The sequence below is a fragment of the Caulifigura coniformis genome, from assembly GCF_007745175.1.
Classification (GTDB): Bacteria; Planctomycetota; Planctomycetia; order Planctomycetales; family Planctomycetaceae; genus Caulifigura; species Caulifigura coniformis.
The window spans coordinates 3,178,143-3,200,504 of record NZ_CP036271.1; the positions used below are offsets into that span (position 1 = coordinate 3,178,143).

The 22,362-nt window shown below is 63.5% G+C and carries 18 protein-coding genes; 8 read left to right on the forward strand and 10 right to left on the reverse strand.

Annotation, left to right across the window (positions count from 1 at the left end; translation table 11 throughout):
• Positions 1-19 precede the first annotated feature (19 nt).
• Entirely contained in the window at positions 20-1,471 is a 1,452-nt protein-coding gene (locus Pan44_RS12685; protein WP_145030411.1) for a hypothetical protein, read from the reverse strand.
• 208 nt (positions 1,472-1,679) lie between these two features.
• Complete coding sequence (locus Pan44_RS12690; protein WP_145030412.1) at positions 1,680-2,765, reverse strand: DUF1559 family PulG-like putative transporter; 1,086 nt, start codon at positions 2,763-2,765, stop codon at positions 1,680-1,682.
• Positions 2,766-2,998: 233 nt separating this feature from the next.
• Here Pan44_RS12690 and Pan44_RS12695 point away from each other — a divergent pair, with 233 nt between their 5' ends.
• Complete coding sequence (locus Pan44_RS12695) at positions 2,999-4,138, forward strand: FtsW/RodA/SpoVE family cell cycle protein (RefSeq protein ID WP_145030413.1); 1,140 nt, start codon at positions 2,999-3,001, stop codon at positions 4,136-4,138.
• Positions 4,139-4,208: 70 nt separating this feature from the next.
• On the opposite strand, the gene Pan44_RS12700 is transcribed toward Pan44_RS12695, so the two are convergent.
• Genes Pan44_RS12700 through Pan44_RS12710 form a run of 3 tightly spaced genes read right to left on the reverse strand, consistent with a single transcriptional unit; the run spans position 4,209 to position 7,550 of the window.
• The gene (locus tag Pan44_RS12700) at positions 4,209-5,987 is read right to left on the reverse strand and encodes an outer membrane protein assembly factor BamB family protein (protein WP_145030414.1); all 1,779 of its coding nucleotides are present in this window, start codon (positions 5,985-5,987) and stop codon (positions 4,209-4,211) included.
• Between the two features lie 37 nt (positions 5,988-6,024).
• A complete protein-coding gene (gene scpB, locus Pan44_RS12705) occupies positions 6,025-6,780 on the reverse strand; it encodes an SMC-Scp complex subunit ScpB (protein ID WP_145030415.1) in 756 nt (251 codons plus the stop codon).
• On the reverse strand, positions 6,777-7,550 hold the full coding sequence (locus Pan44_RS12710) for a hypothetical protein (RefSeq protein ID WP_145030416.1): 774 nt from the start codon (positions 7,548-7,550) through the stop codon (positions 6,777-6,779). Before Pan44_RS12710 ends, scpB begins: the two co-directional genes overlap by 4 nt.
• A gap of 328 nt (positions 7,551-7,878) precedes the next feature.
• Here Pan44_RS12710 and Pan44_RS12715 point away from each other — a divergent pair, with 328 nt between their 5' ends.
• The 3 genes from Pan44_RS12715 to Pan44_RS12725 all read left to right on the forward strand — a co-directional run bounded on the left by Pan44_RS12715 (position 7,879) and on the right by Pan44_RS12725 (position 12,509).
• Entirely contained in the window at positions 7,879-9,006 is a 1,128-nt protein-coding gene (locus tag Pan44_RS12715) for an SGNH/GDSL hydrolase family protein (RefSeq protein WP_145030417.1), read from the forward strand.
• Between the two features lie 93 nt (positions 9,007-9,099).
• Positions 9,100-9,912, forward strand: coding sequence for a 3-keto-disaccharide hydrolase (locus Pan44_RS12720; RefSeq protein WP_145030418.1), 813 nt, complete (start codon positions 9,100-9,102; stop codon positions 9,910-9,912).
• 47 nt (positions 9,913-9,959) lie between these two features.
• The gene (locus Pan44_RS12725; protein WP_145030419.1) at positions 9,960-12,509 is read left to right on the forward strand and encodes a carboxypeptidase-like regulatory domain-containing protein; all 2,550 of its coding nucleotides are present in this window, start codon (positions 9,960-9,962) and stop codon (positions 12,507-12,509) included.
• Between the two features lie 168 nt (positions 12,510-12,677).
• Here the strand turns inward: Pan44_RS12725 and Pan44_RS12730 are convergent, their stop codons facing one another.
• Positions 12,678-13,733, reverse strand: a complete 1,056-nt coding sequence (locus tag Pan44_RS12730) for a DUF1559 domain-containing protein (RefSeq protein ID WP_231754314.1) — start codon at positions 13,731-13,733, stop codon at positions 12,678-12,680.
• Between the two features lie 271 nt (positions 13,734-14,004).
• Positions 14,005-15,123 (reverse strand): DUF4185 domain-containing protein, encoded by a 1,119-nt coding sequence (locus Pan44_RS12735; protein WP_145030420.1) that lies wholly within the window; start codon positions 15,121-15,123, stop codon positions 14,005-14,007.
• A gap of 210 nt (positions 15,124-15,333) precedes the next feature.
• Here Pan44_RS12735 and ahcY point away from each other — a divergent pair, with 210 nt between their 5' ends.
• The gene (ahcY, locus tag Pan44_RS12740) at positions 15,334-16,665 is read left to right on the forward strand and encodes an adenosylhomocysteinase (RefSeq protein WP_145030421.1); all 1,332 of its coding nucleotides are present in this window, start codon (positions 15,334-15,336) and stop codon (positions 16,663-16,665) included.
• Between the two features lie 153 nt (positions 16,666-16,818).
• Here the strand turns inward: ahcY and Pan44_RS12745 are convergent, their stop codons facing one another.
• The 3 genes from Pan44_RS12745 to Pan44_RS27875 all read right to left on the reverse strand — a co-directional run bounded on the left by Pan44_RS12745 (position 16,819) and on the right by Pan44_RS27875 (position 19,832).
• The gene (locus tag Pan44_RS12745) at positions 16,819-18,030 is read right to left on the reverse strand and encodes a heparan-alpha-glucosaminide N-acetyltransferase domain-containing protein (protein ID WP_145030422.1); all 1,212 of its coding nucleotides are present in this window, start codon (positions 18,028-18,030) and stop codon (positions 16,819-16,821) included.
• Positions 18,031-18,184: 154 nt separating this feature from the next.
• Positions 18,185-18,628 (reverse strand): hypothetical protein, encoded by a 444-nt coding sequence (locus Pan44_RS12750; RefSeq protein WP_145030423.1) that lies wholly within the window; start codon positions 18,626-18,628, stop codon positions 18,185-18,187.
• A 115-nt stretch (positions 18,629-18,743) separates the two neighbouring features.
• The gene (locus tag Pan44_RS27875; RefSeq protein WP_145030424.1) at positions 18,744-19,832 is read right to left on the reverse strand and encodes a DUF1559 domain-containing protein; all 1,089 of its coding nucleotides are present in this window, start codon (positions 19,830-19,832) and stop codon (positions 18,744-18,746) included.
• 238 nt (positions 19,833-20,070) lie between these two features.
• Between Pan44_RS27875 and Pan44_RS12760 the strand changes: the two genes are divergently transcribed.
• Genes Pan44_RS12760 through Pan44_RS12770 form a run of 3 tightly spaced genes read left to right on the forward strand, consistent with a single transcriptional unit; the run spans position 20,071 to position 22,287 of the window.
• Positions 20,071-20,739 (forward strand): GntR family transcriptional regulator, encoded by a 669-nt coding sequence (locus Pan44_RS12760; protein WP_197454053.1) that lies wholly within the window; start codon positions 20,071-20,073, stop codon positions 20,737-20,739.
• The gene (locus Pan44_RS12765; RefSeq protein ID WP_145030426.1) at positions 20,739-21,971 is read left to right on the forward strand and encodes a SpoIID/LytB domain-containing protein; all 1,233 of its coding nucleotides are present in this window, start codon (positions 20,739-20,741) and stop codon (positions 21,969-21,971) included. Before Pan44_RS12760 ends, Pan44_RS12765 begins: the two co-directional genes overlap by 1 nt.
• Positions 21,952-22,287, forward strand: a complete 336-nt coding sequence (locus Pan44_RS12770; protein ID WP_145030427.1) for a hypothetical protein — start codon at positions 21,952-21,954, stop codon at positions 22,285-22,287. The genes Pan44_RS12765 and Pan44_RS12770 overlap by 20 nt, the downstream gene beginning before the upstream one ends.
• The last annotated feature ends 75 nt before the right edge of the window (positions 22,288-22,362 follow it).

Sequence of the window (22,362 nt, forward strand, 5' to 3'; positions counted from 1 at the left end):
GGGGCGCGGGCCCGCGAAGCTATTTCAGTTCGATGTTCATGGGGCTGTTGGCCTCCTTCACTTCCCGGATGTCGCCGGAGGTTCCCGCGCTGGTGTAGGCACCGGGGACCTTCTTGTAGTTTTCGGGATTGAAGGGGTCGATCCAGACGCGATTCTGGCCAATGACGGCGCCTCGCACGCCTTCCATATACATCAACTCGAAATTTCCTTCTTCGTCCGTCAGTCCTGTCGCCCCGCGGGGAGCCCCCTTCTTCTGGCTGCTCTCGGCGGGGTCTTTCACAACGATGGGCGTGAAATTCACGACGACCCCGGCGAGCGGCTGGTTCTTGAGAGTGACCTTTCCGGAGACACGGGCGAGCGGAGGGAGCTGGACGTTCGAGCCCAGCATGTAGTTCATGCCGAAATACAGGACCGCGCAGAGGATGACGGTTCCTGCGATGTGCGGACCGAACTGTTTCCCAATCGACTTAAAGGCGCCGGCGTAGTCGAAGCGCTCGCGCTCCTCTTTGGGCATCTGGGCCGCGCGGCTGCGACCTTCCTGCGAGGCCTTGGCGAGCAAGTCCTTGGCGCTGGACGCCGTGCCTGAGGCGCCGGAGAGAGCCGCCATGGCCGATTCTGCGGTCGAGAGCCGGCCTTTGTTGGGGGGCGGAAGCGTTTCCGAGGGGCCTGAGACGTTGGTTTCGTCGTCCGACATGGAAAGCCGCCGGCCTGCTCCAGGACGAGGGGCTGCGCCTTTCTTTGCGGCGCTGTCATCGGGAATCGGGGGAAGTGCCTTCGGCTTGGGACCTTCCATCAGGAAGGAGTCGAGATCGAAATCTCCATCGCCTGATTTTGCGGCGTCTTTCCCGGCGGGGGGGGCTGCCTCGGCGGGAGGAACTGCCTCCGCGGGGGCGGCTGGCTTTGCTTCGGCTGCGGGCTTCTTCGATTCGTTCTCCGCGGGAGGTTCCGGCTGGGGGCCATCCTCGGCGTCGGTCTCCGACATGCGGAGTTTCGGCTTGCCGGCGGACTGAGGTTTCTCGGCGGGAGCCTTTTCGGCCGCTGCTTTTCCGGATCGAGGTTTGTCTGCGTCGTCGTTCGCTTCGGCTTCCGGCGTGACTGGCCTGGGGCTGTCGCCGGGAGCGGGTTTGGCGGCTTTGGGCCGGGGCGTGGGCTCGGACAGGTCGTCGGTCGGGGCGGGCTTGACCTTTGAGCCGTTGGTTTCAGGGGGCGGCGGGGGAGCGGCTTCCGCAGCGGGCGCCTTGGGGGCGGCTTTGGTCTTCGTGGGGATCTTGAGGGCCCCGGTGTCGCCGGCGCCGGCCGCTGCTGCGGTTTCGGAGGCACCGAGCGGTGCGCCCGCAGCGCGGGCTGCTTCTTCAAGCGTGGGAACGTTGAGCGTTCCCTTGCACGCCGGGCACTTGCCTTTAGTTCCTGCGAGTTCTTCCTTGACCTTGAGAACGACGCCACATTTTTCGCAGGTCACGCGAATCGACATAACGGAACTGCCTTCTGGGTCGAGGCCCCACCGGATGCGGCGCCGTTTCGCGACGAAATCGTTTCGCCGGACGCCAACCGTGCGCCGCTTCGACTCCCTCCAGAATACGCTGCCACGGGCTGGAACCAAAGTAAACGGCCGCATGGCAATCCGATTTGCCATGCGGCCGGAGACGTTCGGTGGTTGCAGCCCCCGGAATTCGTCGGTTTCAGAACGCGATGTCGATGGGGGAGCCCTGGGCCATATTGCCGAGGTTTTCCCACGTCCGACGGTCGATGTTGACGCCGATCGCCTTCACACTGCCGTCGCCCATGCAGACCTGGATGATTCCGTCATGGAGACTGTCGGCCTCGTCGTAATGGCGTCCGGTGTGCGGGGATTCGCGGGTGGAGAGCATCGTCGCCGGACCGCCGAAGCACCAGCCGTCGCTGCTGAGCAGGAGGTTGAGGTTGGCGTTGTTGGCGGCGGCGGCGAGGTTGGCGTTCTCGAAGATGCGTCGCTCGGCGATCATGATGACGTTGGAGGTGCCGTCGCTGACGCCGGCCATCGACGTCGCGCTGTTCACTCCGAACATTCCGACCTTGGAGGAGTGCTGCGAGTAGGGGGACATGTTGGTTGCGGTGATGACGGTGGTCGACAGCTGCGCCGGCGTGAGCCAGTAGGTCTGGCGCTGCTGCGGCATGAAGGTGATGCCGGAGCCGGTCACTGCGGCGTAGTCGTTGCCGCCCGAGTTCCAGCTGATGTCGACGCGGTCGGTGTTCTGGAACCGGCTGCCGGCGAACATGTCGTTCCGGCGCGTCGGGCAGTAGAGGGCCGTCAGGTTGACCTTGGGGGGATAGATGACGGCGAGGTCCTGGGTGGTGGCCCCGACTTCGCCCATCGTGCGGACGTTGAGGTTGAAGTTCCAGAAGTTGTAGAGGGCGCCCTGATCGATCATCGGCAGGATGTGCAGGATCCAGGAGGTCCCGTGGTAGCCGGGGCCGGTCGCGATGTTGCTCTGGTTCGGGAGGATGCCGGGGATGAGGAACTTGGGTTCGGTCGGATTGACGTAGCGTCCGACAGCGGGGTCGTTGCTGAAGAGGTTCGCGACCTGGCCGGGCGGGAAGACCTTGTGGGAATCGTGATAGTTGTGGAGTGCGAGGCCGAGCTGTTTCAGTTTGTTGGCGCATTCCGTCTTGCGAGCGGCCTCTCGGGCCCGCTGAACGGCTGGCAAGAGAAGCGACACGAGGATGGCGATGATGGCGATCACCACCAGAAGCTCGATCAGGGTGAATCCGCGACGAGTCTGTCGCATGGCAGGCCTCTACTCTGGAACGGAAAAAATGATCCCGGATCGGAATACGACCGGCGTCATGCCGCATCGTGAGCGAATCCGGAAAATCGCCGCAAAAACGTGCAATCCTGCCGGCCCGCTTCTCAAACATCATCCGGCAGCCGAAGCCGGACTGTCAAGCTGAAAGACCTCTCCCTGAAAGGCGTTGAGTTGGAATAGAGTTCCGGCGTTTCGCGGCCCCAAGGCGATTCTTCATGCAGCCGACAGTCCGGCAACTGCACCTCGCATTCGTCGGCGTTCTCGTCGGCGTGGGGGTCCTCATGGCGTTCAGCGCCAGCATGTCGTCGAAGCCGGGCGTCTCGAGCGCGGGATACATATTCCGGCACCTGGGGTGCCTGGCGCTGGCGATTCCCGCAGCGGCCGTTGCCTCGCGGATCACTCCCGAAACGTGGCGGCGGATTGCTCCGTGGGCGTTTTTCGGGACGTGCCTGCTGCTGGTGCTGGTGCTGATTCCCGGGATCGGCGCCCGGGTGAACGGAGCCCGCCGGTGGTTTCGCGTGGGCGGATTCTCGCTGCAACCCTCGGAACTGATGAAACTTGTGCTTCCGCCGTACCTCGCGGTCGTCCTCGAACAACAGCGGGCGCTGAAACGCCCGTTCCGCTCGGATGTCGTTCGACTGCTCGTACCGCTGGGCGTGGTGGCCGTGCTGTCGATCCTCGAGCCGGACCTCGGATCGGCCGTGCTGCTGCTGACGACAGGGGGGATCGTCCTGTGGACGGGAGGGTGGCCGTTGAAGCGGATTGCCGGGGCGGCGCTGCTCTGCTCTCCGTCGCTTCTGGGCCTGTTGTTTCTCAAGCCGTACCAGCGGCAGCGGCTGACGGGGTTTGTGGACGTATGGACGGCTCCGGAACGGGCTCCGTACCAGATCAAGCAGTCGCTGCTGACGCTGGGGGTCGGCGGCTGGTTTGGAGAGGGGCTCGGCAAGGGTTGGCAGAAGCTGAGCTTCCTGCCGGAGGCGAATACGGACTTCGTGTTCTCCGTCGTTGGTGAGGAGGTGGGGCTGGTGGGAACGCTCGGGGTCGTGGGGGCCTGGCTGGGGGTGTATCTCACAGGCATGCGGATGCTTTCGACGCGGCATCCGCGTTCATTGCCGGCGATCGTGGGCTTCACGTGGCTGACGATGCTGGTGTCGCAGGCCGCGCTCAACATCTGCGTGGTGACGGCGCTGGCGCCACCGAAAGGGGTGTCGCATCCGCTTCTGAGTTACGGCGGGACGAGCCTGCTCGTGAGCATCGTCATCGTCGGGGCGTTCGTTGGAATGACCCGGGACGAATCGACCGAGGCACTGGACGAAGGGGCGCTCCCGGAGACGTCGCGGAGCCGGGCGGCGTAGGGAACGTTGTTGCAGCCTGTTGCCGACCGACTCGTGAGGGCGCTACTGCGGGACTGCTTGACCGCGTGGACTATTTCCCGGCTTCCGCTGTTCTGGCGGGCGTGTTCGCCGAGATGTCGACGCAGGCCATTTCGTGATGGTTCCTGACGTAGAGCCTGCCGCGAACGAGAGCGGGCGGATTCCAGGTCTTTTCGCCATCGAGCACGTGGAACTTGCCGAGGACGACGAGCTGATCGGGCTGCGGACGGATCAGGACGAGGTCGCCATTCTCCGCCAGTACGATCAGGAGACCGTTGTTGACCAGGAGTTGCCCGTGGCCGAACTGGGCGGCGCGGGACTTCTTCCATGTCTGCTTGCCGGTGGCCGGATTGATGCAGGTGAGGAAGCCTTCATCGAGGCCGTAGACGTGGCCCTCGATCAGGACGGGGCTGGACATCTTGCTTTCGAGGCTCTTGAGGTCCTCCCAGAGTTTCGACGCGGACCATTGTTCTCCGTCCTTCTTGATCTGCAGCAGGCGGGAGCCTTTGCCATAGCTGGCGGAGATCAGAATCCGGTCGTCCGGGAGGAGGATCGGCTGGGCGACGTTGACGGCGGGGGCATTCTGGAAGAGGTGGAACCAGAGGATGCGGCCGTCCTCGATGGCGTGGCCCCAGAGTCCGATGCCGTCGTAGTTGAGGATCTGCGGGACGCCGGCGATCGTGACGATGACGGGGGTCGCGTATCCGGCGAGATTGCGTGCGCCGGTTTGCGGGACGGCGTGGTCGCCGTCGGTCGCCTGCGGGAGATCGCCGGCCTTCTGGAGCTGTGGCTCGGCGACCGCGGGAGGCTGGCCTTCTTTGGCGGTGATGCCATCTGACTTCCAGACGTCCGTTCCGTCGGCGAGCTGAAGAGCGATGAGCCCGCCGCCATAGAAACCGCCGACGTTGACGATGAGCCAGTCGTTATGAACGAGGGGGGAGCTGGTGATGCCCCAGGTCTGGTTGGGAACGCCGAAATCGCCAAGGATCTCGCGCGACCAGAGCCTGGAGCCGGTGGCCAGATCGAGGCATGCGAGGTGGCCCAGAGCGCCGAGGGCGTAGACCTTTCCTTCGTGGATGACGGGCGTGGCGCGCGGGCCGGGGCCGCCCATGGCGTCAAACTTTCCGGGGGTGGAATAGGTCCAGCGTTCGTTGCCGGTGGCGGCGTCGTAGAGCACGACGACTTCATCGTCGCGACGCTGCTCGATCGTGACCAGGTGGCTGCCGACGACGACCGGTTGTGCGAAGCCACCGCCGACTTCGTGTTTCCAGAGGACTTCGGGAGGAGTAGCCGACCAGTCTTCCCGGATGGGAGGGCCGACCACGTAACCGTCGTGGTTCGTGCCTCGGTAGGTCGGCATGTCTTCGGGAGTGATCGGTTCGATCGCCGCTGCCACGACCGGTTGAGACTCGCTCGACCGGCTCTTCTGGTACTCCTCGAGACGTTCGTCGGCAGTCTTCTGCCAGCGCCATTCGAAGGCGAGCCAGGAGTCACCCGTCCAACTCCAGCTGCGAATCATGGAGGCCGCGCCGCCGATGGCGACGAGGACGAGCGTGGTGACGGTCCAGACGGTCCGCCGTGAGAAGCGGGAGCAGAGCGTGAGCCACAGCAGGCCCATGATCGTGACGTAGACGATCATGCCATAGGTGACGAACCGGATGAGCGACCAGCCCATCGGCAGTTCGACAGTGCGGACCACGACCTGTCCGATGGCGAACAGGATCAGCGTGATGACGACAGCCCGGTTGATGTTGCGGTGGAGCCGAGGATGGCGACGGATCCACGGGAGACCGCCGCCCGGTGCGGGGGCCGTGTGTTCAGGGGGCGTCATGGAATTTCGCTCTCAGGAGAAGTGAGCCCGATTGTAGTCAACCCGCGACGGCCGTCAGGCCGGGATCGCCTTCGGGGGCGGCCGCGAGGGAGCGGTCTTCGTTCTTGACGCCGCCCCTGGCGTTCGGGCGGCGGAGACTGTCGGAGAGCGGCATGTCTTCGAGAGAACGCAGTCCGTAGGCCTCGAGGAACTGGCGCGTCGTGCCGTAGAGGTAGGGGCGTCCGAGGGAATCGTCCTCGCCGACGATCTTCACGAGCCCGCGTTCCATGAGCTGCTTCAGCATTTCCGCGGCCGCGACGCCGCGGACGGCCTCAATGTCGGCACGTGTAATCGGCTGGCGGTACGCGACGACCGCCAGTGTTTCGAGGGCCGGTCCCGAGAGCTTGAGACGTTCCTGGCGATGGTGGACGCGGTCGAGCCAGCGGGCGAAGACCGGACGTGTGAGCATCTGGTAGCCGGCGCCGACCCGTTCGACGCGAAAGGCCGAGCCATCGGCGTCGTAGGCTTCATTCAGTTCATCGACGACCTGTTTGGCCTCGCCGGCGTCGAGCAGCGCGGCGCATTGTGCGATGCGACGGGCCGAGAGAGCCCCATCGGCGACGAGCAGGGCGGCTTCGACGCGAGCCTGCCGCGCGGTGCGGCGGCGGGCGAGTTCTGATTCGGAGACGGGCTCGGCGGTGGCCGTTCCTCGACGCAACTGCCAGAGCGCGAATTCCCTGGCCGACTGCCCGATGGCGTGGTCTGCCAGGCCTCGCCCGGTCGACGACCAGCCCCAATGAGCCGCTTGCCTCACCGCCGGAACTCCACTCCGGCGGTCTTGGTGACGGAGGATTCCGCCTGCCAGTCGGAGAGTTGCCGCGTCACTTCCGTCACGGCGGCGGCGGGATCTGCGGCCTCGGCTTCGAATCGGTGGATCGTGCCGGCCTCTCCTGCGGCTTCGACCTGACAGACGAACAGGTACTGGCCGGCCTCCAGCCCCGGTTCAAGGTGGAAGCGATCGACACCCATGGCTCGCAGTTTTTCGACTCCGGCGGCGAATCCGTCAGGTCGGGCCTGCGAGGGGGCAGGCGTCGTGTGCTCCGCCGTCGTTACCGAGGGACGCGACTTGAACGGTTCTGTGGCGACCATCGGCTCGATGGCCTCGGGTTCCTTCGGCGACTGACCGAACCGGCTCCGCGGCGGATTCTTGAAAAAGTCGTCAGGCTCTTCGTCGAGGTCGGATCCGAAGCTGTCGTCAGCGGGTTTGGACTTGTTCCCGCGCGCCAGAGAAGACCGGGACCTGGCGGATTTCGGCTTACCGCCGAATTCGTCAGCTTCATCTTCGAGACCGCCGACTTCATCCCAGGGGGCTGCTTCGGGATCGCTGTCGCGGCCGAGTTTGGAAGAGCCGCGTTTCGATCGCGCGCGGGGAGTGAAGCCGTCTTCGCCGAATTCGTCGTCACCGTGCGACGAGGCGGGGGAGAGCATCTCCTGCAACTTCGGCACTCCGACGACGCCGACGAGGGCGACGGCGGTGAGCGGAACCGAAAGCAGTAACGCGACGAATGAGCCGCCTGAACCCATGGTGAACGCCTCCCTGCGAGTCGACAGGGCAAACCAGGGCGGGGCAGCTGTTGTTCAGCCCCGCACCGTCTGCCGTCATCGCGTCGAGACTGTTTCCATCAGACTCGCCACGATGACCGGCAGTTTCTACCGGAGAACTGCGGGATGACACAATCGCAGTTGCGGTCGGCGGGCGACCAGGGCTTCGAACTCGATCGATGAGGCAGGATGGGGGGATTGGCGGAAGACGCGGCGGGGGAATTTCGGACTCTCGCGAGCCCGACCCGGGCGGAGTAGGCTGGGCGGTCCATGCCCATGGCCTGTGATGTTTACCCCCGGAGAGAAATCGATGCTTCGACGCCGCGGATTTTTCCTGTCTGGATTGAGCCTCGTTCTTCTGGCGCTCGCGGGGGCTGTCCCCTGTCTGGCCGCCGAAGAGTTGAAATCGACGGAGCAGGAAGGGGTGCGGTGGTACGACATCCGCCAGCTGGGAGTTGAAGGGCAGGGGTGGACGGACACGACCTCGCCGTACGACCGCTTGCCAGCCCGAGCGAAAGGAGTCGTTCGCGACGCGGTGTGGAATCTGAGCCGCGACTCGGCAGGGATGTGTGTCCGTTTCAAGTCGGCCGCTTCGAAGATTCACGCCCGCTGGACCCTGACCAAGGCCAATCTGGGGATGCCGCACATGCCGGCGACGGGTGTGAGCGGAGTCGACCTGTATGCCAAAGATCCCAAGGGAACCTGGCGGTGGGTGGCCTGCGGCAAGCCGGCGGCCAAGACGACGAACATCGTGCTCGCCAGCGGTCTGGCCGCCGGGGAGCACGAGTTCCTGCTGTACCTGCCGCTGTACAACGGGGTCGAATCGGTGGAAGTCGGCGTTCCGGCCGATTCATCGATCAGCGATGCGCCCGATTATCCGGCCGAGGCGGCCCAGCCGATCGTGTTCTATGGGACGTCGATCACACACGGGGCGAGCGCCATGCGTCCGGGGATGGTGCACACGGCACTTCTGGGCCGGTGGCTGGGAAGGCCGGTGATCAACCTGGGCTTTTCCGGGAACGGGAAGATGGAGCTGGAAGTGGGGCAGTTTCTTGTGGAATTGAAGCCGGCGGTGTTCGTGATCGACTGCTGTCCGAACCTGACGGGGCCTGACACAGCCGCCCGGACGAAGCCGCTGGTGGCTCAGTTGCGGGGGGCTCATCCGACGGTTCCGATCCTGCTGGTGGAAGACCGGCGATACACCGACGCGTGGATCAACCCGTCGAAGGCGCAGAAGAATGACGAGAACCACGCGGCTCTCAAGAAGTCGTTTGATGAACTGATCGCCGCCGGCGACAAGAACCTTTATTACCTGACGGGCGACCAGTTGCTGGGAGACGACACCGAAGGGGCGGTCGATTCTTCGCATCCCACCGACCTGGGCTTCTACCGGCAGGCGGTGGAATTCGAGAAGGCGCTGCGTCCGATCCTGAAGTGATGCGATTTGAGGCTTGCCACCCTGCGAAGCAGTTTGCGCCGGGTGGCAATCCCTGCGTCCCGAGAGTGAAGCCTTCTGCCCCTGAGAATTCCGATGATCCAAGCGTTCCGAAATCTGCTGGTTCTGTTCATGGCACTTGGCGGGTCGTGCTCGACTTCGTTGGCTGCTGAGCCTGAGATTCCACCGGGCTTTCGATCGCTTTTCAACGGCCGGGATCTTGAGGGCTGGGAAGGGATGGCCGGGGACTGGAAGGTTGATGAGGGGGCTTTGACCGGGACGACGGATGGAACGCTGAAGCACAATCGGTTCATCGTCTGGCGGGGGGGCCCCGTGAAGAATTTTGAACTGCGAATCCAGGTGAAGGTCACACCGGGTGGGAACAGCGGTCTGCAGTATCGGGGCGTCGAGCGTCCCGATCTTGGGGAGACCGTTGTCACGGGGTACCAGTGCGACGTTGTCGCGAACCGGGCCGACTACAATGGCATGCTGTACGAAGAACGGGGCCGGCGGATCCTGGCGCACACCGGCGAGAAGGTGGTCATCGACGCGGAAGGGCAGCCGTGGGTGGTGGGCGAATTGCCGGTTGAGGAGTTCGCGGCGGGGGAATGGCACGACTACCGGGTGCTGGTGGAGGGGAACCATCACCAGCACTGGATTGACGGGCATCAGACGGTCGACGTGATCGACCTCGATGAGAAGGGGCGACGCCTTGAAGGTGTGCTGGGGATGCAGGTGCATGTCGGTCCGGCGATGACGATCCGTTACCGGAACATCCTGCTGAAGACACTGCCGGACGATTCGCCGGTGCTGACGGCGAAGGAGGCTCCAGTGCAGACCGATGCGCGGAAAGTCGTCCCGCAGGGGCAGGACAAACCGAAGGCAGCGGCGAAGAAATCGTCGGATTAGTGCTGCGGGTCGCTATGCTGTGAGCCGTCAAGGAAGGGGGCTGCCCGATGGAGCGTGGGCTGTCGACGCGGTGCATTGCGCTGGCTGTCATGTTTCTCGTTCTCTGTGGACCGGGTCATTGCACCGCCTGGGGCCAAGGGCGCGGGAGGGAAACGATCGCCTGGGCCCGGGGGACGGTGCGAGACGAGGTGGGAGCACCGATCGCCGGCGCCAAGGTTTACGCTCGCGCCACGTTCCACGGCGGAATTCGGATGGTGGGCCTGGTTCGCACGACCACCTCGAATGAGGAGGGGGAGTATGTCATTCACGGCCCGGGCGGATTGTCCCGCTTCTCGGCTTCGCTCGTGGCGTACGTGCCGGGGCGTCCGCCCGCACTGTCGTGGTTCCACTTTCCTGACACGTATCACTCCGATCCGCTTTTTGATCCCCCTCCACCGCTTCCCCGATGGGCGGACGTCGATCTCGTCGTCCCGAGTCGCGGCGGTGCGATTGAGGTCCGGGTTCTGAAAGACGGAAAGCCGTTGCCGAAGGCGAGTGTGGCACTCCGGCTCGAAGGGGCTGATCCGTCAGATCTCTGGGGACAGGACGCCGAGTCGGAGGAACTCAAGGCCCTGTACGACATCTGCCGGCCGAACGGGCACACGGGCGAGGATGGCACGGTCAGATTCGAAGGGGTGTCGCCCGGCTTGTACTCCATCCTCGCGATTGAAGGGGGGTGGCGGCGCGGACTCGGTTGGGCGAATCAATTCCAGCAATGGTTCTTTACTTCAGGAACGCTCAAGGATCCCTGGCAACATATCGCGGTCCACGCCGGCGAGACGTCATCACATCAGCTGTCGGTGTTTTCGCGATTCGGGATGGCGACGTTCGACGTCCGGCGCGATGGAAAGCCGTGGATGGATCTCGAGGCGATCACCATGACGGGTGTTCTCCCGAGCGGCGATCATGCGGCTGTTGGAAGCAAAATTGGCGGGGAGAATTCAGACGTTTATCGCCTGCCCCCCGGGGTGATGCCGATCAGTTTCATCAAGGCCACGCGCACCACGCGTTACCCCAGGACGTTTCCGTTCTACTCCGCGGACGGCGTGATCGCGGTCTCGCCCCGTTTGCCGAACTCATTCCCGATTCGATTCGAAGCCCTCGAGAATCACGGCGGCATGGTCCGAGTTCGAATTGAGGATGCGGGAGGGGGGCCGCTCACGGGGACGGCGAAGTTCTACGGACGACGAAAAGGGGGACTGGGGTGTGACTCGGGGGTGCGTGACATCTCCGTCGATGGGACGTTGATTCAGGATTTCGAACCTACCGACGGGATCGTCCAGGGAGATGGACAGGGAGTGTTCCGGCTCGTCCTGGGCGAGAAGCTTGAACGCATGCCTGTTCCAGAGGAACTCGTCGGCCGCACCGCGATCCTGCCTCAACCCTTCACCGCTGAGAACAACCGGTTGGGAGAGGTGACTCTGCGCGAGGAGCGGGTTGGATTTCTCCGCGGTCGCATCAAGCCGCCGATGGGGCAGAAGGTGAGCGATTATCGGGTTCGGATTCGACCAGAGGAGTATCAAAAGGGGGCCGGCGTCTATTACGAGCCCACGACGGGCGAGTTTGTCGCCGGGCCGTATCGCGCCGGAAGCACGCTCCTCAACATCTCCAAGGAGCGGAGCCTTAACCCCTTGCTGTTCAAGAAGGTGGATCTCCGGGCCGGTGAGGTGACGGACGTGGAGATTTCCATCAACGACGATGCGGAGCAGATGGCGCCAGATCGTCGGCTGCTCGATGCGAGAGTCTTTCTCGAAGATGGACTGACACCCGCCAGACTGGCCCGTCTCGGCTATTACTCACCAGGTGAGAAGGCCACCCGTGGGATCTGCATGACCGACACCGGCGGGACTCCGCGCTCGAAGTCCTGGCAGGATTACGACGACAAGGATGTCACCGAGCCTCCGGGAACACCGCAGGACGAGGTCGCCGTCGCGTGGATTCCCGGCCGCAATGGGGCGGCGATCGTTCCGTTTCCGGAGCGGCTGGACGAACCTTTGGTCATCAAGCTGCCGCCGCCGATTGCGGTTTGCGGAAAGGTGATCGTTGAGGGAGAGGGGGAGACGGTCACGAACGGGACGCTGACCGTGCGGGCTCAGTTTGAGGGACTCGGAAGGCTGGACGACTGGCTGAGCGTGGAGACGACCGCCGGGGCAGATGGGGCGTTCGAACTGGCGGGGCTGACGCCGGGAAGGTATCGCGTTCAGGCGGCGCTCGATGGGATCTGGCTGTCACCGTCGGTAGAGCTCACGGCCAGTGATCAGACTTCCGAATCGATCCGGTTGACGATTCCTCGGCCGGGCGGGCCGGTGCTTGTGAAGGTTTCGGGGCCAAAGAAGGAATCACCGGCGCAGCTCGTTGTGGATCGTCCTACTGGGCCGCTTCGCGACCGTCTGTGGCCGAGAGTTTTGACGGCCGATGGGGCGGGGGTGGTGCGTATTCCGGCGCTGGAGGCGGGGAGGCATCGGATCCGCGTCGGGGATGTGGAGAGGGTGGTGGAGGTTCCGCCTCTGGAGGGGGCGAAAGGGGAGCCGGTGGAAGTGGAGTTGGGGGTGGAGTGAGGTGCGGGGGGATTTGCTCGCAGATCTGCGAGCGGGTTGCCAGACGGGCATTGCCCGCAGGGGAGTTCGACTGGCCAGGGGAGTTCAACTGGCAGGGAGGCTCCGCGCCCTGCCAGTCGAACTCCCACAGGCAGCAAATCTGTCGTCGAGATTTCGTCGTTGTCCGAGTCAGAACTCGCCGGTGGTTTCTGAGCCCGAGATGGAGCCCAGGGCGCCCCAGACGCCGTAGGGGGATCTTCCGGTCACGACGCGGAGGTCCTGCGACGAGAGATTCCCCGCATCGATGTTTTCGCTGACGAACCGGACGGCGCCGTCGCCCAGCACCACGTGAGCACCCCCGACGTGGCGGCTCTGGACGGGATACTGGCCTGCTTGACGGAAGTCGGATCCGACCGTGCAGGCGGGCGAGTTGGGGGGGAGGATCGTGTTGACGGTGGTGTAGGAGATCATGCCACCTGCCCAGCGCGAGCCACGGCTGGTGGAGACGAAGTCGGTTCCGAGGAATTCGCCGGTTCCCTTGTTCGCCATCACAAGACAGCTGGCGGGATTGTCGACGACTCCATTCCCCTGACCACGGAGGACGCCTCCCAGCGAATCGCGTCCGCCACGGGACGTCGTGAGTTCCCCCATGAGGATCGTGTTGCTGGTGCCGTCCGAGAGGTCCGCGATTCGCTTTGAGGTCTGGTATCCGAACGGTCCACGGACGAGCTTTCGTGCGTTGTCGAGGCTGACGTACTGCGTGGCCCACCAGGCAGTATCACCTGACGAGAACCCGTAGTGCACGAGGGTGATGTAGTGCTTGGTGGTGGGAGACGAGGGGCAGACCAGGACGGGGATATCGGAATACCAGGGGCGGTAGGCGGATCCATCGGGGACGTCGTCGCCGAACGGTTCGAAGTTCACGCCGCCGAATGTCTGGGACGAACTGATCTGGTTATAGAGTGGGCCCTGTTCGAAGTAGGGAAGGAGCTGGATGTAGCCGCTGGCGCGGGTGATGTTGCTGGCGGTGCCCCCCTGCCGATAGGGGAAGACTCCGTGAGTGTCGTGGTAGTTATGCAGCGCCAGCCCGAGCTGCTTCATGTTGTTCTTGCACTGTGAGCGTCGGGCGGCTTCGCGGGCCTGCTGCACGGCCGGGAGGAGCAGGGCGATCAGAATCGCGATGATCGCGATGACCACCAGCAGTTCGATGAGCGTGAAGCCTCGGCGCGAATGACTCATAGACATCGGCTCCTCTCAAATTCAGACACGTTGTCGAATGATGGGTCGCCGAGCGCTGGCTGAAAAAAAATAGATCAAGAGATACAGCTCCGTGCACGAATTATGCCGGGGCAGGGGGCGGCGACGGCCGGGCCGTGTGCCGATTGACGGAACCCTGATCAATCGAGGGGAATTCCGTCCCCAAGGGGGGACCTCTTGGGATGGTTTTCGCCGTCTGCCTGGCAGAGCTGCCCGTTTCGTTGGCAGCAGGCGACGGGGGGGGCAGGAAGGTCGCGCTTTACGGGTGGATGCGGAACTGTCCACGAACTGTGTTCCAGGAGTCGTTCTCTTTCCGGCCGCTGAAGACCATGGTGAATGAGCGTCCGTCGGCGGACATCCATTTGGTCGGGAGAAACCAGCAGAACGTGTTCAGGGGAATGTGTCCTGCCCCCCAATCGTTCTCGTAGAGCACTGTGGTCCACGGGCCCCAGGGTTCCGGCGCGTCGAAGACGCCAATGATGCCGCGGTGGGATTCGCCGTGTTCGGTGCAGAGGAGATAGCGCTTGAGTCCGGCGTTGTAGCTGACGCCGAGGTTCCAGCCGACGCCCCCGGTCGGGTCTTCGAAGACGGGCTTGCGTTGGTCGAGGTCGCTGGTCCAGGTGGGCTCGCCGCGGTCGTTGTGGCCCGAGAAGAAGGTCCAGGCGCTGCGGTCGAGTTGCCTGTGTCGGGGAACGCGAGCGAGGTCGATCGCGCCGGGGCGCTGGATGACGAGGCAGGCGTTGCGATCGGGAGCGCTATCGGGGCCGGTGTCGGACTGGAAGCGGATGAGGTAGTGGTACACGAATTCATCGCGGGCGCCGGCGTTGTCGCGGCCGAACTGGCAGATGGTGGGGACCATCACCCCCTGTTCCCTCGTGAAGGCCCAGTCGGCCAACTGCCAAGACTTGCCGTGATCGCGTGATTCGGCGAGGCGGGCTTCCTGATAGGGCCTCGGCTGGTCTGGTCCGTTGGGGATGGGGGAGCTGTTCCACATCGTGAGGACGCCGTCGACACAGATGATGCCGTAGCTCTTGCCGGGGAAAGTGGCCTGCCTTTCGGCGTCGACGCCGCCCCAGACGTTGTGTCCGTGGTAGCTGTCCCAGTCTCCCTCGATGCGGGCGACGCCGAGGCTGACGCGGCCTTTGGAATTTGTGCCGCCGAAGCCTCCGCCGTCGCCGAAGGCGGTGTATTGATGTCCGTCGTCGGCCCAGGTGATGGGCCAGTTGTCGCTGCCGGGAGCGAGACGCCGGTGAGTGGACCAGTCGAACTGCACGCCCGTAAGGACAGGGCTGCGGGGGAGCGGAGGATCCGAGGCGGTCGCGAGGAGAGGAGCCAGGCCGCTCAGGAGGGCGACGGTGGCCCTCAGAAAGCTTGTCATTCTCGCGAATCCGTACAGGCCGTGACAGATTGAGAAGATTTGATTGTCCTTCCGGGTTCGCCCCTTGTCCACGCTCGGCGGCTTCCATATCTTCTTCGCGTTCGCGCTGGTGAAAATTGCGCCCGAGTTGCGGTCTGCTCAGGAGCGGGCCCTCATGTGGCCGCCTCGCTGTATTCCCGGTGCTCCCCCGCCTCAAGAGGTTTTGACGAAATGTCCGTTGCTGCCAAACCGCTTCCGTACAAGGTCAAGGACATCAAGCAGGCCGAACTCGGCCGCAAGCAGATCGAGCTGGCCGAGAAGGAAATGCCCGGCCTGATGTCGCTGCGTGCGAAATACGGCAAGTCGAAGCCGCTGAAGGGCGCCCGGATCGCCGGCTGCCTGCACATGACGATCGAGACGGCCGTTCTGATCGAAACGCTGATCGAGCTGGGCGCCGAAGTCCGCTGGTCGAGCTGCAACATCTTCTCGACGCAGGACCACGCCGCCGCCGCCATCGCCGCCGCGGGCATTCCTGTGTTCGCCTGGAAGGGCGAAACGGCCGAAGAGTTCGACTGGTGCATCGAACAGACGATCTACTTCGACGGCGGCAAGCCGCTGAATATGATCCTGGACGATGGCGGCGACCTGACGGTCATGGTCCATGAGAAGTTTCCCGAGCTGCTGAAGGGCATCAAGGGGATCACCGAAGAGACGACGACCGGCGTTCACCGGCTGTACCAAATGCACCAGGCCGGCAAGCTCGGCGTTCCGGCGATCAACGTCAACGACTCGGTCACCAAGAGCAAGTTCGACAACCTGTATGGCTGCCGTGAGTCGCTGGGCGACGGTATCAAGCGTGCCACGGGCGTGATGATCGCCGGCAAGATTGTGGTGGTTGCCGGCTATGGCGACGTCGGCAAGGGCTGTGCGGACGCGATGAAGGGCCTTGGCGCCCGCGTCATTGTGACCGAGATCGACCCGATCTGCGCCCTGCAGGCGGCGATGCACGGTTACCAGGTCACGACGCTCGAAGAAGTTGCCGGCGAGGCCGACATCTTCGTTACGACGACGGGTTGCTGCGACATCATTCGTCCGGAACACCTGGACGCGATGAAGGACCACGCCATTGTCTGCAACATCGGCCACTTCGATATCGAAATCGACATGGCCTACCTGAACAACCGGAAGGACGTGAAGAAGGTTTCGGTGAAGAAGGATTCGGATGTCGGCGGCCCGGTCGACAAGTACGTCTATCCCGACGGCAAGGCGATCATCGTGCTGGCGGAAGGCCGGCTCGTGAACCTTGGCTGTGCCGACGGTCATCCGGCGTTTGTGATGTCGAACAGCTTTACGAATCAGGTCGTCGCCCAGATCGAGATGTGGTCGAACCCGGACGCGTTTGAACTCGGCGTGCACGTGCTGCCGAAGAAGCTCGATGAAGAAGTCGCCCGGCTGCACCTCGACAAGCTCGGCGTGAAGCTGACGAAGATGACCCAGAAGCAGTCGGATTACCTGGGCGTCCCGGCGACGGGCCCGTACAAGCCGGATCACTACCGGTACTAGGAATTGCGGGCGTGCACACGCCAGAAGCCCGGGGACGAACTCCCCGGGCTTTTTTTGTGGACAGGGAGGGTCGCCTGATCAGGACTGCGGGCGCCGTTGACCATGTCGATCGAGGCTCCCAGCCCGGTGACCGACGACGTTGTTCGCGGTGATTTACATCCGGAAGAAAAGTCCGCGTTTCTCCATCACTCTCAGAATGGCCCAGGTGATGGCGAAGTAGACTGCGAAGGCGCCCCACATGGTGATGGGCGAGCAATCGCGGGGAGCGTACTGCCGAATAAGGTCCCCGGTGAAGTCATGCAGGATGTACCCCGCGAGGGCATTGACCCCCAACGTCCGGAACAGTGAGCTGTGCCAGCCCAGGATGTCGCAGGCGACATAGAACAGGGCGAAGACCACCATGCTGAAGCCGGCAGAAAACGTCAGGTACGAGAGCGAGCCGGCCCGCTGGCTCATCATCCAGTAGTTCCACTGACGATGCCTGGCGTCGGGCGGAGGCACAAACGGCGGCTCGGCCAAGAGGGATGTCCAGGTTCGACCTTCCCATGTCTCACTGGGAGGAATCACTGCGTCGGGCGCCAGCTTTCTGTGCGCGACTTCCCGTGCCGTCGCGAACGTCTCCGCGCTCTGCGGAACGTCGTACAGGCGCGTTCCGCAGGACATGATCCAGCCAGCGAGCATGAGCGCGACGCCGGACTTCACCATTGCCCCGATGGGGGACCGGAGATGGCTTCCCGTCACCATGTCGCAGGCCAGGGTTCCTGCGATGGCGGGGATCGTCCAGGTCAGGAATCCGAGCGGGCCGCCGTCGATGCCATTAGGCGTCGTATTGACCCAGGTGAAATTGAACCAGGCCGAGAGGCCGACGTGCAACGCTCCGGAGGCCGCGGCGAACGCGATCCTGAGGGGCGCGGGCGTGCGGATCACGGGAAGGATCCAGAGCGACGTGATCGCGATGTGGAGCAGCGTCTGGCACCATTCGCGTTTGCAGATGGAATAGAAGAGTTCGCCGGGAGGGCGGTCGAGGATTTTCGGCCACGACTGGATGGCGGGGACGACGACGTAGACCGCAAAGGCGACGAGCGCCAGTCCCAGGATGCGGCGGACGGCGCGGAGATAGGCTGCGAGCGCTCCTTCCCGCTGCACGCGTCGTTCGAAGGTCAGCCGGAACGCGAAGCCGACCGCGAACAGGAACTGCGGCATGATGGTGTCGGCATAGCTGCAGTAGTCGTGCGTGTGTTTGAGGATTCGCGGGCAGGCCAGGAACGCCCCGAGAAAGTTGACCAGGAACATTCCGGCCACTGTGTAGCCGCGGAACTGATCCAGCGACACGATGCGGGCCGGTCCAGTGGAATCCGACGACATGCTTGATCCGGGGTGTCCGACGACTCTCACGCGGCTAGCGCGCGTTTCATTCAGGTGACTCGACGGCAATACTCGCGGTTCAGGAGGAGCCTCGAAATCCCATCGCCATTGCCGATCGGATGTGATCTCGTTCAGCGATGGTCGGGGGCGAGCGCTATTTCTTGAACGGTTCCACTTCGAATTTCAGGTCCTGGCCGTCCGCGGTCACTTCCGCTTCCAGCGGAGTGAGCGTGACGTTGGCGTACTTGCTTGAAATCCGGGGTTTCTTTCCCTTGGTGAGGTCCATCTCCCCCCCGGCGCGTCCCATGAATTTCTCGACGATGCTGACATCGCGGAGGACAACCTTGTGCTTGCCGAGCACGGCGCCCGGCTTGTCATCATCGATCGTCGCCAGGACGAATTTCCCTTCCTCGTTCGTCAGACCGGCCGACTGCGGCCCCTCGGTGACGGGCCAGAACTCCACCCGCACATTCTCGAGGGGCTTGCCGTCCAGGAGGATCGCTCCTCCGGCGTTCGCCAGGGTGAGTTCGCTTTCCCCGCAACCCGAGAAGACTGCGAGCGCGAGCAAAGCCCAGACGGTGCGTTCACGCGTCGACATGGTGCAAAGTCCTCAAGGGAAGTAGGCGACCAGGATCTGCAGGGACGGGAATCCCGGGCTGAACCCTCTCAGCGCCGGGGTTCACTCACGATCAGGCAGGGGATTCCGCCTGCCGTCAGAATTCGCCGACGATATCTCCCTTGCCACGGCTTCCCAGGGCAATGAACACAATGTTGGAAATGTTCTCTGACAGGAACCTGACAGAGCCGTCCGTCATCGCCACCTGTGTTCCGCCGACGTGCATGCTGCCCATGGCATTCATTCGGTCGTCGAACAGTTGCTGCTGAGTCCCGGCGTCGAGGCCGGCGAAGTTGGCTGGCAGGCGGAAGTTGATCTTCACGCCGGTGGCGATCAGGGCATCGGCCTGTGCGCCGAACCAGACCCAGCCCCAGTCGGCGATGCTTTCATCGGGGATTGCGTCGAACACCGGATCGTAGATCTGCCGTTCGCCGAGAAGGATCGTGTTGGACGTGCCGTCGGTCGCGTCGCGGATCTTCAGTTTCACGTTCTGGTGGAACATTCCGGCGAGATCCTTGGGATTCATCGTGGGATGAAAGCAGAGCCCGGGGCGGGTTGAATTGCACCGCGGATAGCTGCGAAAGCCTGCACAGCCGAGGTAGCTGGTGATGGCGTACTTGCCGGAGTCGGCCGGGGTTGTGGATCTGTTTTTCGGTCCGGCCGGGTTTGTCGGGCAGATGAGGTAGGGGAGCGATGTCTGGAAGAAGTGTTCGCCGACCCAATCGGGATCTGTCGGCTGAACTCTGCGGTTTCTGTTGAAGTCGACGTTGTCCCAGCGATTGAAGAGGGGGGCCTGCTCCATGTAGGGGAGGAGCTGGTGCATCATGGCGTAGCGTCGCGGTTGGGACGGGGGCATCGTCGACTTATTCGTCCACTCCGGGAATGGCATGGCGAACGGCTGACAGCCGGCGCTGAACTCCGCGGTGTCGATGCCGGGGTTATGGTTGGCCGTGCCGCTCAGATAGTTTCCCTGGGCTCTGAGAATGCCGTAAGGGAAAGCCTGGTAGGTGTCCTCAAAGTTGTGGCAGGCGAGCGCCAGCTGCTTGAGGTTGTTCTTGCATTGGGTTCGGCGTGCCGCCTCACGTGCCTGTTGAACAGCGGGCAGCAGGAGGGCAATGAGAATCGCGATGATCGCGATCACAACGAGCAGTTCGATCAGCGTAAAGCCCCGGCGAGAACGAGACATCCAGCGTGCTCCTTTGGAACGGAAGCAGAAACGTGGTTTGTCAGCGTGAATCAGCGAGTTTCGTCGAATTTGGCAGTAGCCAATTGCATGAAACTAGAGTTCAATTAATTGGGACTGCAGCTTTTCATCCTACCGTCGCGGCCGAACCAGTCAAACGTGTTCTCGGAATTCACGGGTGATTAATATGACGCTTGGCCAGGCTCTTGTTCCCCGTTCGCTTTCGAAATCGTCTCTTCTGATGCCCACTCGAAAATCGGCTGGTCCATCGCCGAAACGCAGTGGAGCCCTGACCGCCCGTGTCTACGAGCGTTTGCGGGAGGAGATTCTCGACGGCGTTCATCCACAGGGAACGCACCTCTCAATTCAGTCGATCGCGACCTCGATGCGGACGAGCAACGGGCCGGTCATCACCGCCCTGCATCGCCTGGCGCATGAGGGACTGGTGCAGCATGGCCGCGGGTCGGGTTACCGAATTGCCGAATGGACGCCACTCCTTCTTGATCAACTGCTGGTGGTGCGACGGGCCCTCGAGACGGAAGCGGCCCGCCTGGCGGCGCGACTGTCGAACAGGGAGGACATCGACGAACTGCAGACACACATCGCGCAGATGGAAGCGATGGTGGCCGAAGGGCGACGGGCGGATGCGGAAAGGATCGACGTGGAGCTGCATGTTGCGATCGCCAAGCTGAGTCGCAATGCGCAGTTGATCGACGCGCTGGCCCGGAGTCATATGCTGGAGATCGTTCGCCGGCGGCTGCTGGCGAACGCGCCCCGGGGCGATTTCAAGAACATGGCCCGCAATCACCAGATCCTGATCGACGCGATCGCCTCGGGCGATCCGGACGAGGCGGGCAAGGCCATGCATTGGCACCTTCGCAGCAAGTCTTCGACGACAGGGAATGCGTGATGACGTTTTCAGAGGTTTCGCGGCGCGCGGCTTTGGCCGCCTTGGCCGCCGCGACAACGCCTCGTCTGCTTCTGGCTGCGGCTGCTCCGACGGATCAATTGCCGGAGGTGGGAAAGACAGGGGACATCCGGGTCTGTCTGAGCGACGACCCGTTCGAGGGTTCGGTTGTCATCACGACTGCCTTTGAGACGACGCTGCACGAACTCGGGAAAGCGAAGTCGCAGCTGACCTCGGCCGCGAGATCGGACGTGCGGATCGAACGGAAGGGTGGAGAATGGATGGCCGGCGGCAGGAAGCTGTCGGGGCGGGCCATTGAACTCCGGCCAGCGACATCGCCGGGGCTGTGGGTGAACGACCGCTTCTACCGCGGGAGCCTGCGGCTGGTTCCGTTCGACAATCGGCGGTTCTGGGTGGTCAACGTGCTTCCGTTCGAGCACTACCTGTGCTCGGTGATCGACGGTGAGATTCCGGGGCAGTTCCACAACGAAGCCCGGAAAGCCCAGACCGTGGCCGCGCGAACCTATGCGTTGCGTCGCCGCGAGCAGAACGCGGCGAGGGAGTTCGACGTCTACGCGTCGCCGACGCGAGACCAGAACTACCACGGGTTCCAGTACCGGGACGGAAAGGGGCGGGCTTTTGCCGGGGAATCGGCGAAGTCGCGGCAGGCGGTTCGGGAGACCCTTGGAAAGGTTCTGCGGCGCAATGGGAAACTCGCCCGGACGTATTACTCAGCCTGCTGCGGTGGAGTGACGAGCACCGGAACGACGACGTTTCCAGACGCGACGGACATGCCGAGCGTCGTGTGCGGCCACTGCCAGGAGTGTCCGCGCTATCGATGGTCGACCCGGCTGACAGCCTCGGAGATTTCGGCCGGCATGCGGAAGGGACTGGGGAAGAAGGCTCCGGCGACGTTCGAAGTGCACGCGGCCGAGGTTGCACACTCAGAAGACCGGACCCGACTTCCGGAGCTGATCGTTCGCGACAAAGCTGGCCAGAGTCTGACGCTCGATACGCGGAGCTTCCGGAGCGGGCTGCCGCGGACCGATCTATTCAGCGTGTGGTTCTCGGTCGAGAAAGAGGGGGACCGGTGGCGGCTTGATGGGATCGGGCATGGCCATGGCGTGGGGCTGTGCCAGTGGGGGGCGAACGGATTCGGCAAGGCGGGGAAGGCGTTCGATGAGATTCTCAGGCACTATTATCCAGGAGCGGACGTTGTCGATGGCGGTGCTTGACCCCATCATCAAGCGCATGGTGACGACCGCGATTCGAGTGACGCCCGTCGCGTTCGCGGTCGTGTTGTGGACCGCATTGATCCTGGAGTTCCACTCGCGCACGCCGGGTCCCGGGGCCGGCACGGTCGTCCTTGTTTTGAGTGGGGTGTCCGCTGCTGTTTACTTTCTGATTCGCGGACGCCGGCATGCGATCGGGTTATCGATGCTGATCGCTTATTCTGTGGCTGTTCTTTCGGTTGCGACCTTCGTCATGCTGCTTCGCAGGATTTACGATCTTCAGGATTGGATCGAATTTGGCCTCCTCCCCTGGCGATAGACTGGTTCGGGTTCCGACGACAGACGGACTGCTCCTCGATGGCGCCGTTTCCGCGCCGCCAGAAGGAAAGCCACG

Bases quoted from the DNA above. Each gene is read 5' to 3' on its own strand.
- Pan44_RS12700 (WP_145030414.1), bottom strand. From the start codon at position 5,987: ATGACGCCCCCTGAACACACGGCCCCCGCACCGGGCGGCGGTCTCCCG.
- Pan44_RS12690 (WP_145030412.1), bottom strand. From the start codon at position 2,765: ATGCGACAGACTCGTCGCGGATTCACCCTGATCGAGCTTCTGGTGGTG.
- ahcY (WP_145030421.1), top strand. From the start codon at position 15,334: ATGTCCGTTGCTGCCAAACCGCTTCCGTACAAGGTCAAGGACATCAAG.
- Pan44_RS27875 (WP_145030424.1), bottom strand. From the start codon at position 19,832: ATGTCTCGTTCTCGCCGGGGCTTTACGCTGATCGAACTGCTCGTTGTG.
- Pan44_RS12750 (WP_145030423.1), bottom strand. From the start codon at position 18,628: ATGTCGACGCGTGAACGCACCGTCTGGGCTTTGCTCGCGCTCGCAGTC.
- Pan44_RS12725 (WP_145030419.1), top strand. From the start codon at position 9,960: ATGGAGCGTGGGCTGTCGACGCGGTGCATTGCGCTGGCTGTCATGTTT.
- Pan44_RS12710 (WP_145030416.1), bottom strand. From the start codon at position 7,550: ATGGGTTCAGGCGGCTCATTCGTCGCGTTACTGCTTTCGGTTCCGCTC.
- Pan44_RS12695 (WP_145030413.1), top strand. From the start codon at position 2,999: ATGCAGCCGACAGTCCGGCAACTGCACCTCGCATTCGTCGGCGTTCTC.
- Pan44_RS12735 (WP_145030420.1), bottom strand. From the start codon at position 15,123: ATGACAAGCTTTCTGAGGGCCACCGTCGCCCTCCTGAGCGGCCTGGCT.
- Pan44_RS12685 (WP_145030411.1), bottom strand. From the start codon at position 1,471: ATGTCGATTCGCGTGACCTGCGAAAAATGTGGCGTCGTTCTCAAGGTC.
- Pan44_RS12730 (WP_231754314.1), bottom strand. From the start codon at position 13,733: ATGTCTATGAGTCATTCGCGCCGAGGCTTCACGCTCATCGAACTGCTG.
- Pan44_RS12765 (WP_145030426.1), top strand. From the start codon at position 20,739: ATGACGTTTTCAGAGGTTTCGCGGCGCGCGGCTTTGGCCGCCTTGGCC.
- Pan44_RS12720 (WP_145030418.1), top strand. From the start codon at position 9,100: ATGATCCAAGCGTTCCGAAATCTGCTGGTTCTGTTCATGGCACTTGGC.
- Pan44_RS12745 (WP_145030422.1), bottom strand. From the start codon at position 18,030: ATGTCGTCGGATTCCACTGGACCGGCCCGCATCGTGTCGCTGGATCAG.
- Pan44_RS12715 (WP_145030417.1), top strand. From the start codon at position 7,879: ATGCTTCGACGCCGCGGATTTTTCCTGTCTGGATTGAGCCTCGTTCTT.
- Pan44_RS12760 (WP_197454053.1), top strand. From the start codon at position 20,071: ATGCCCACTCGAAAATCGGCTGGTCCATCGCCGAAACGCAGTGGAGCC.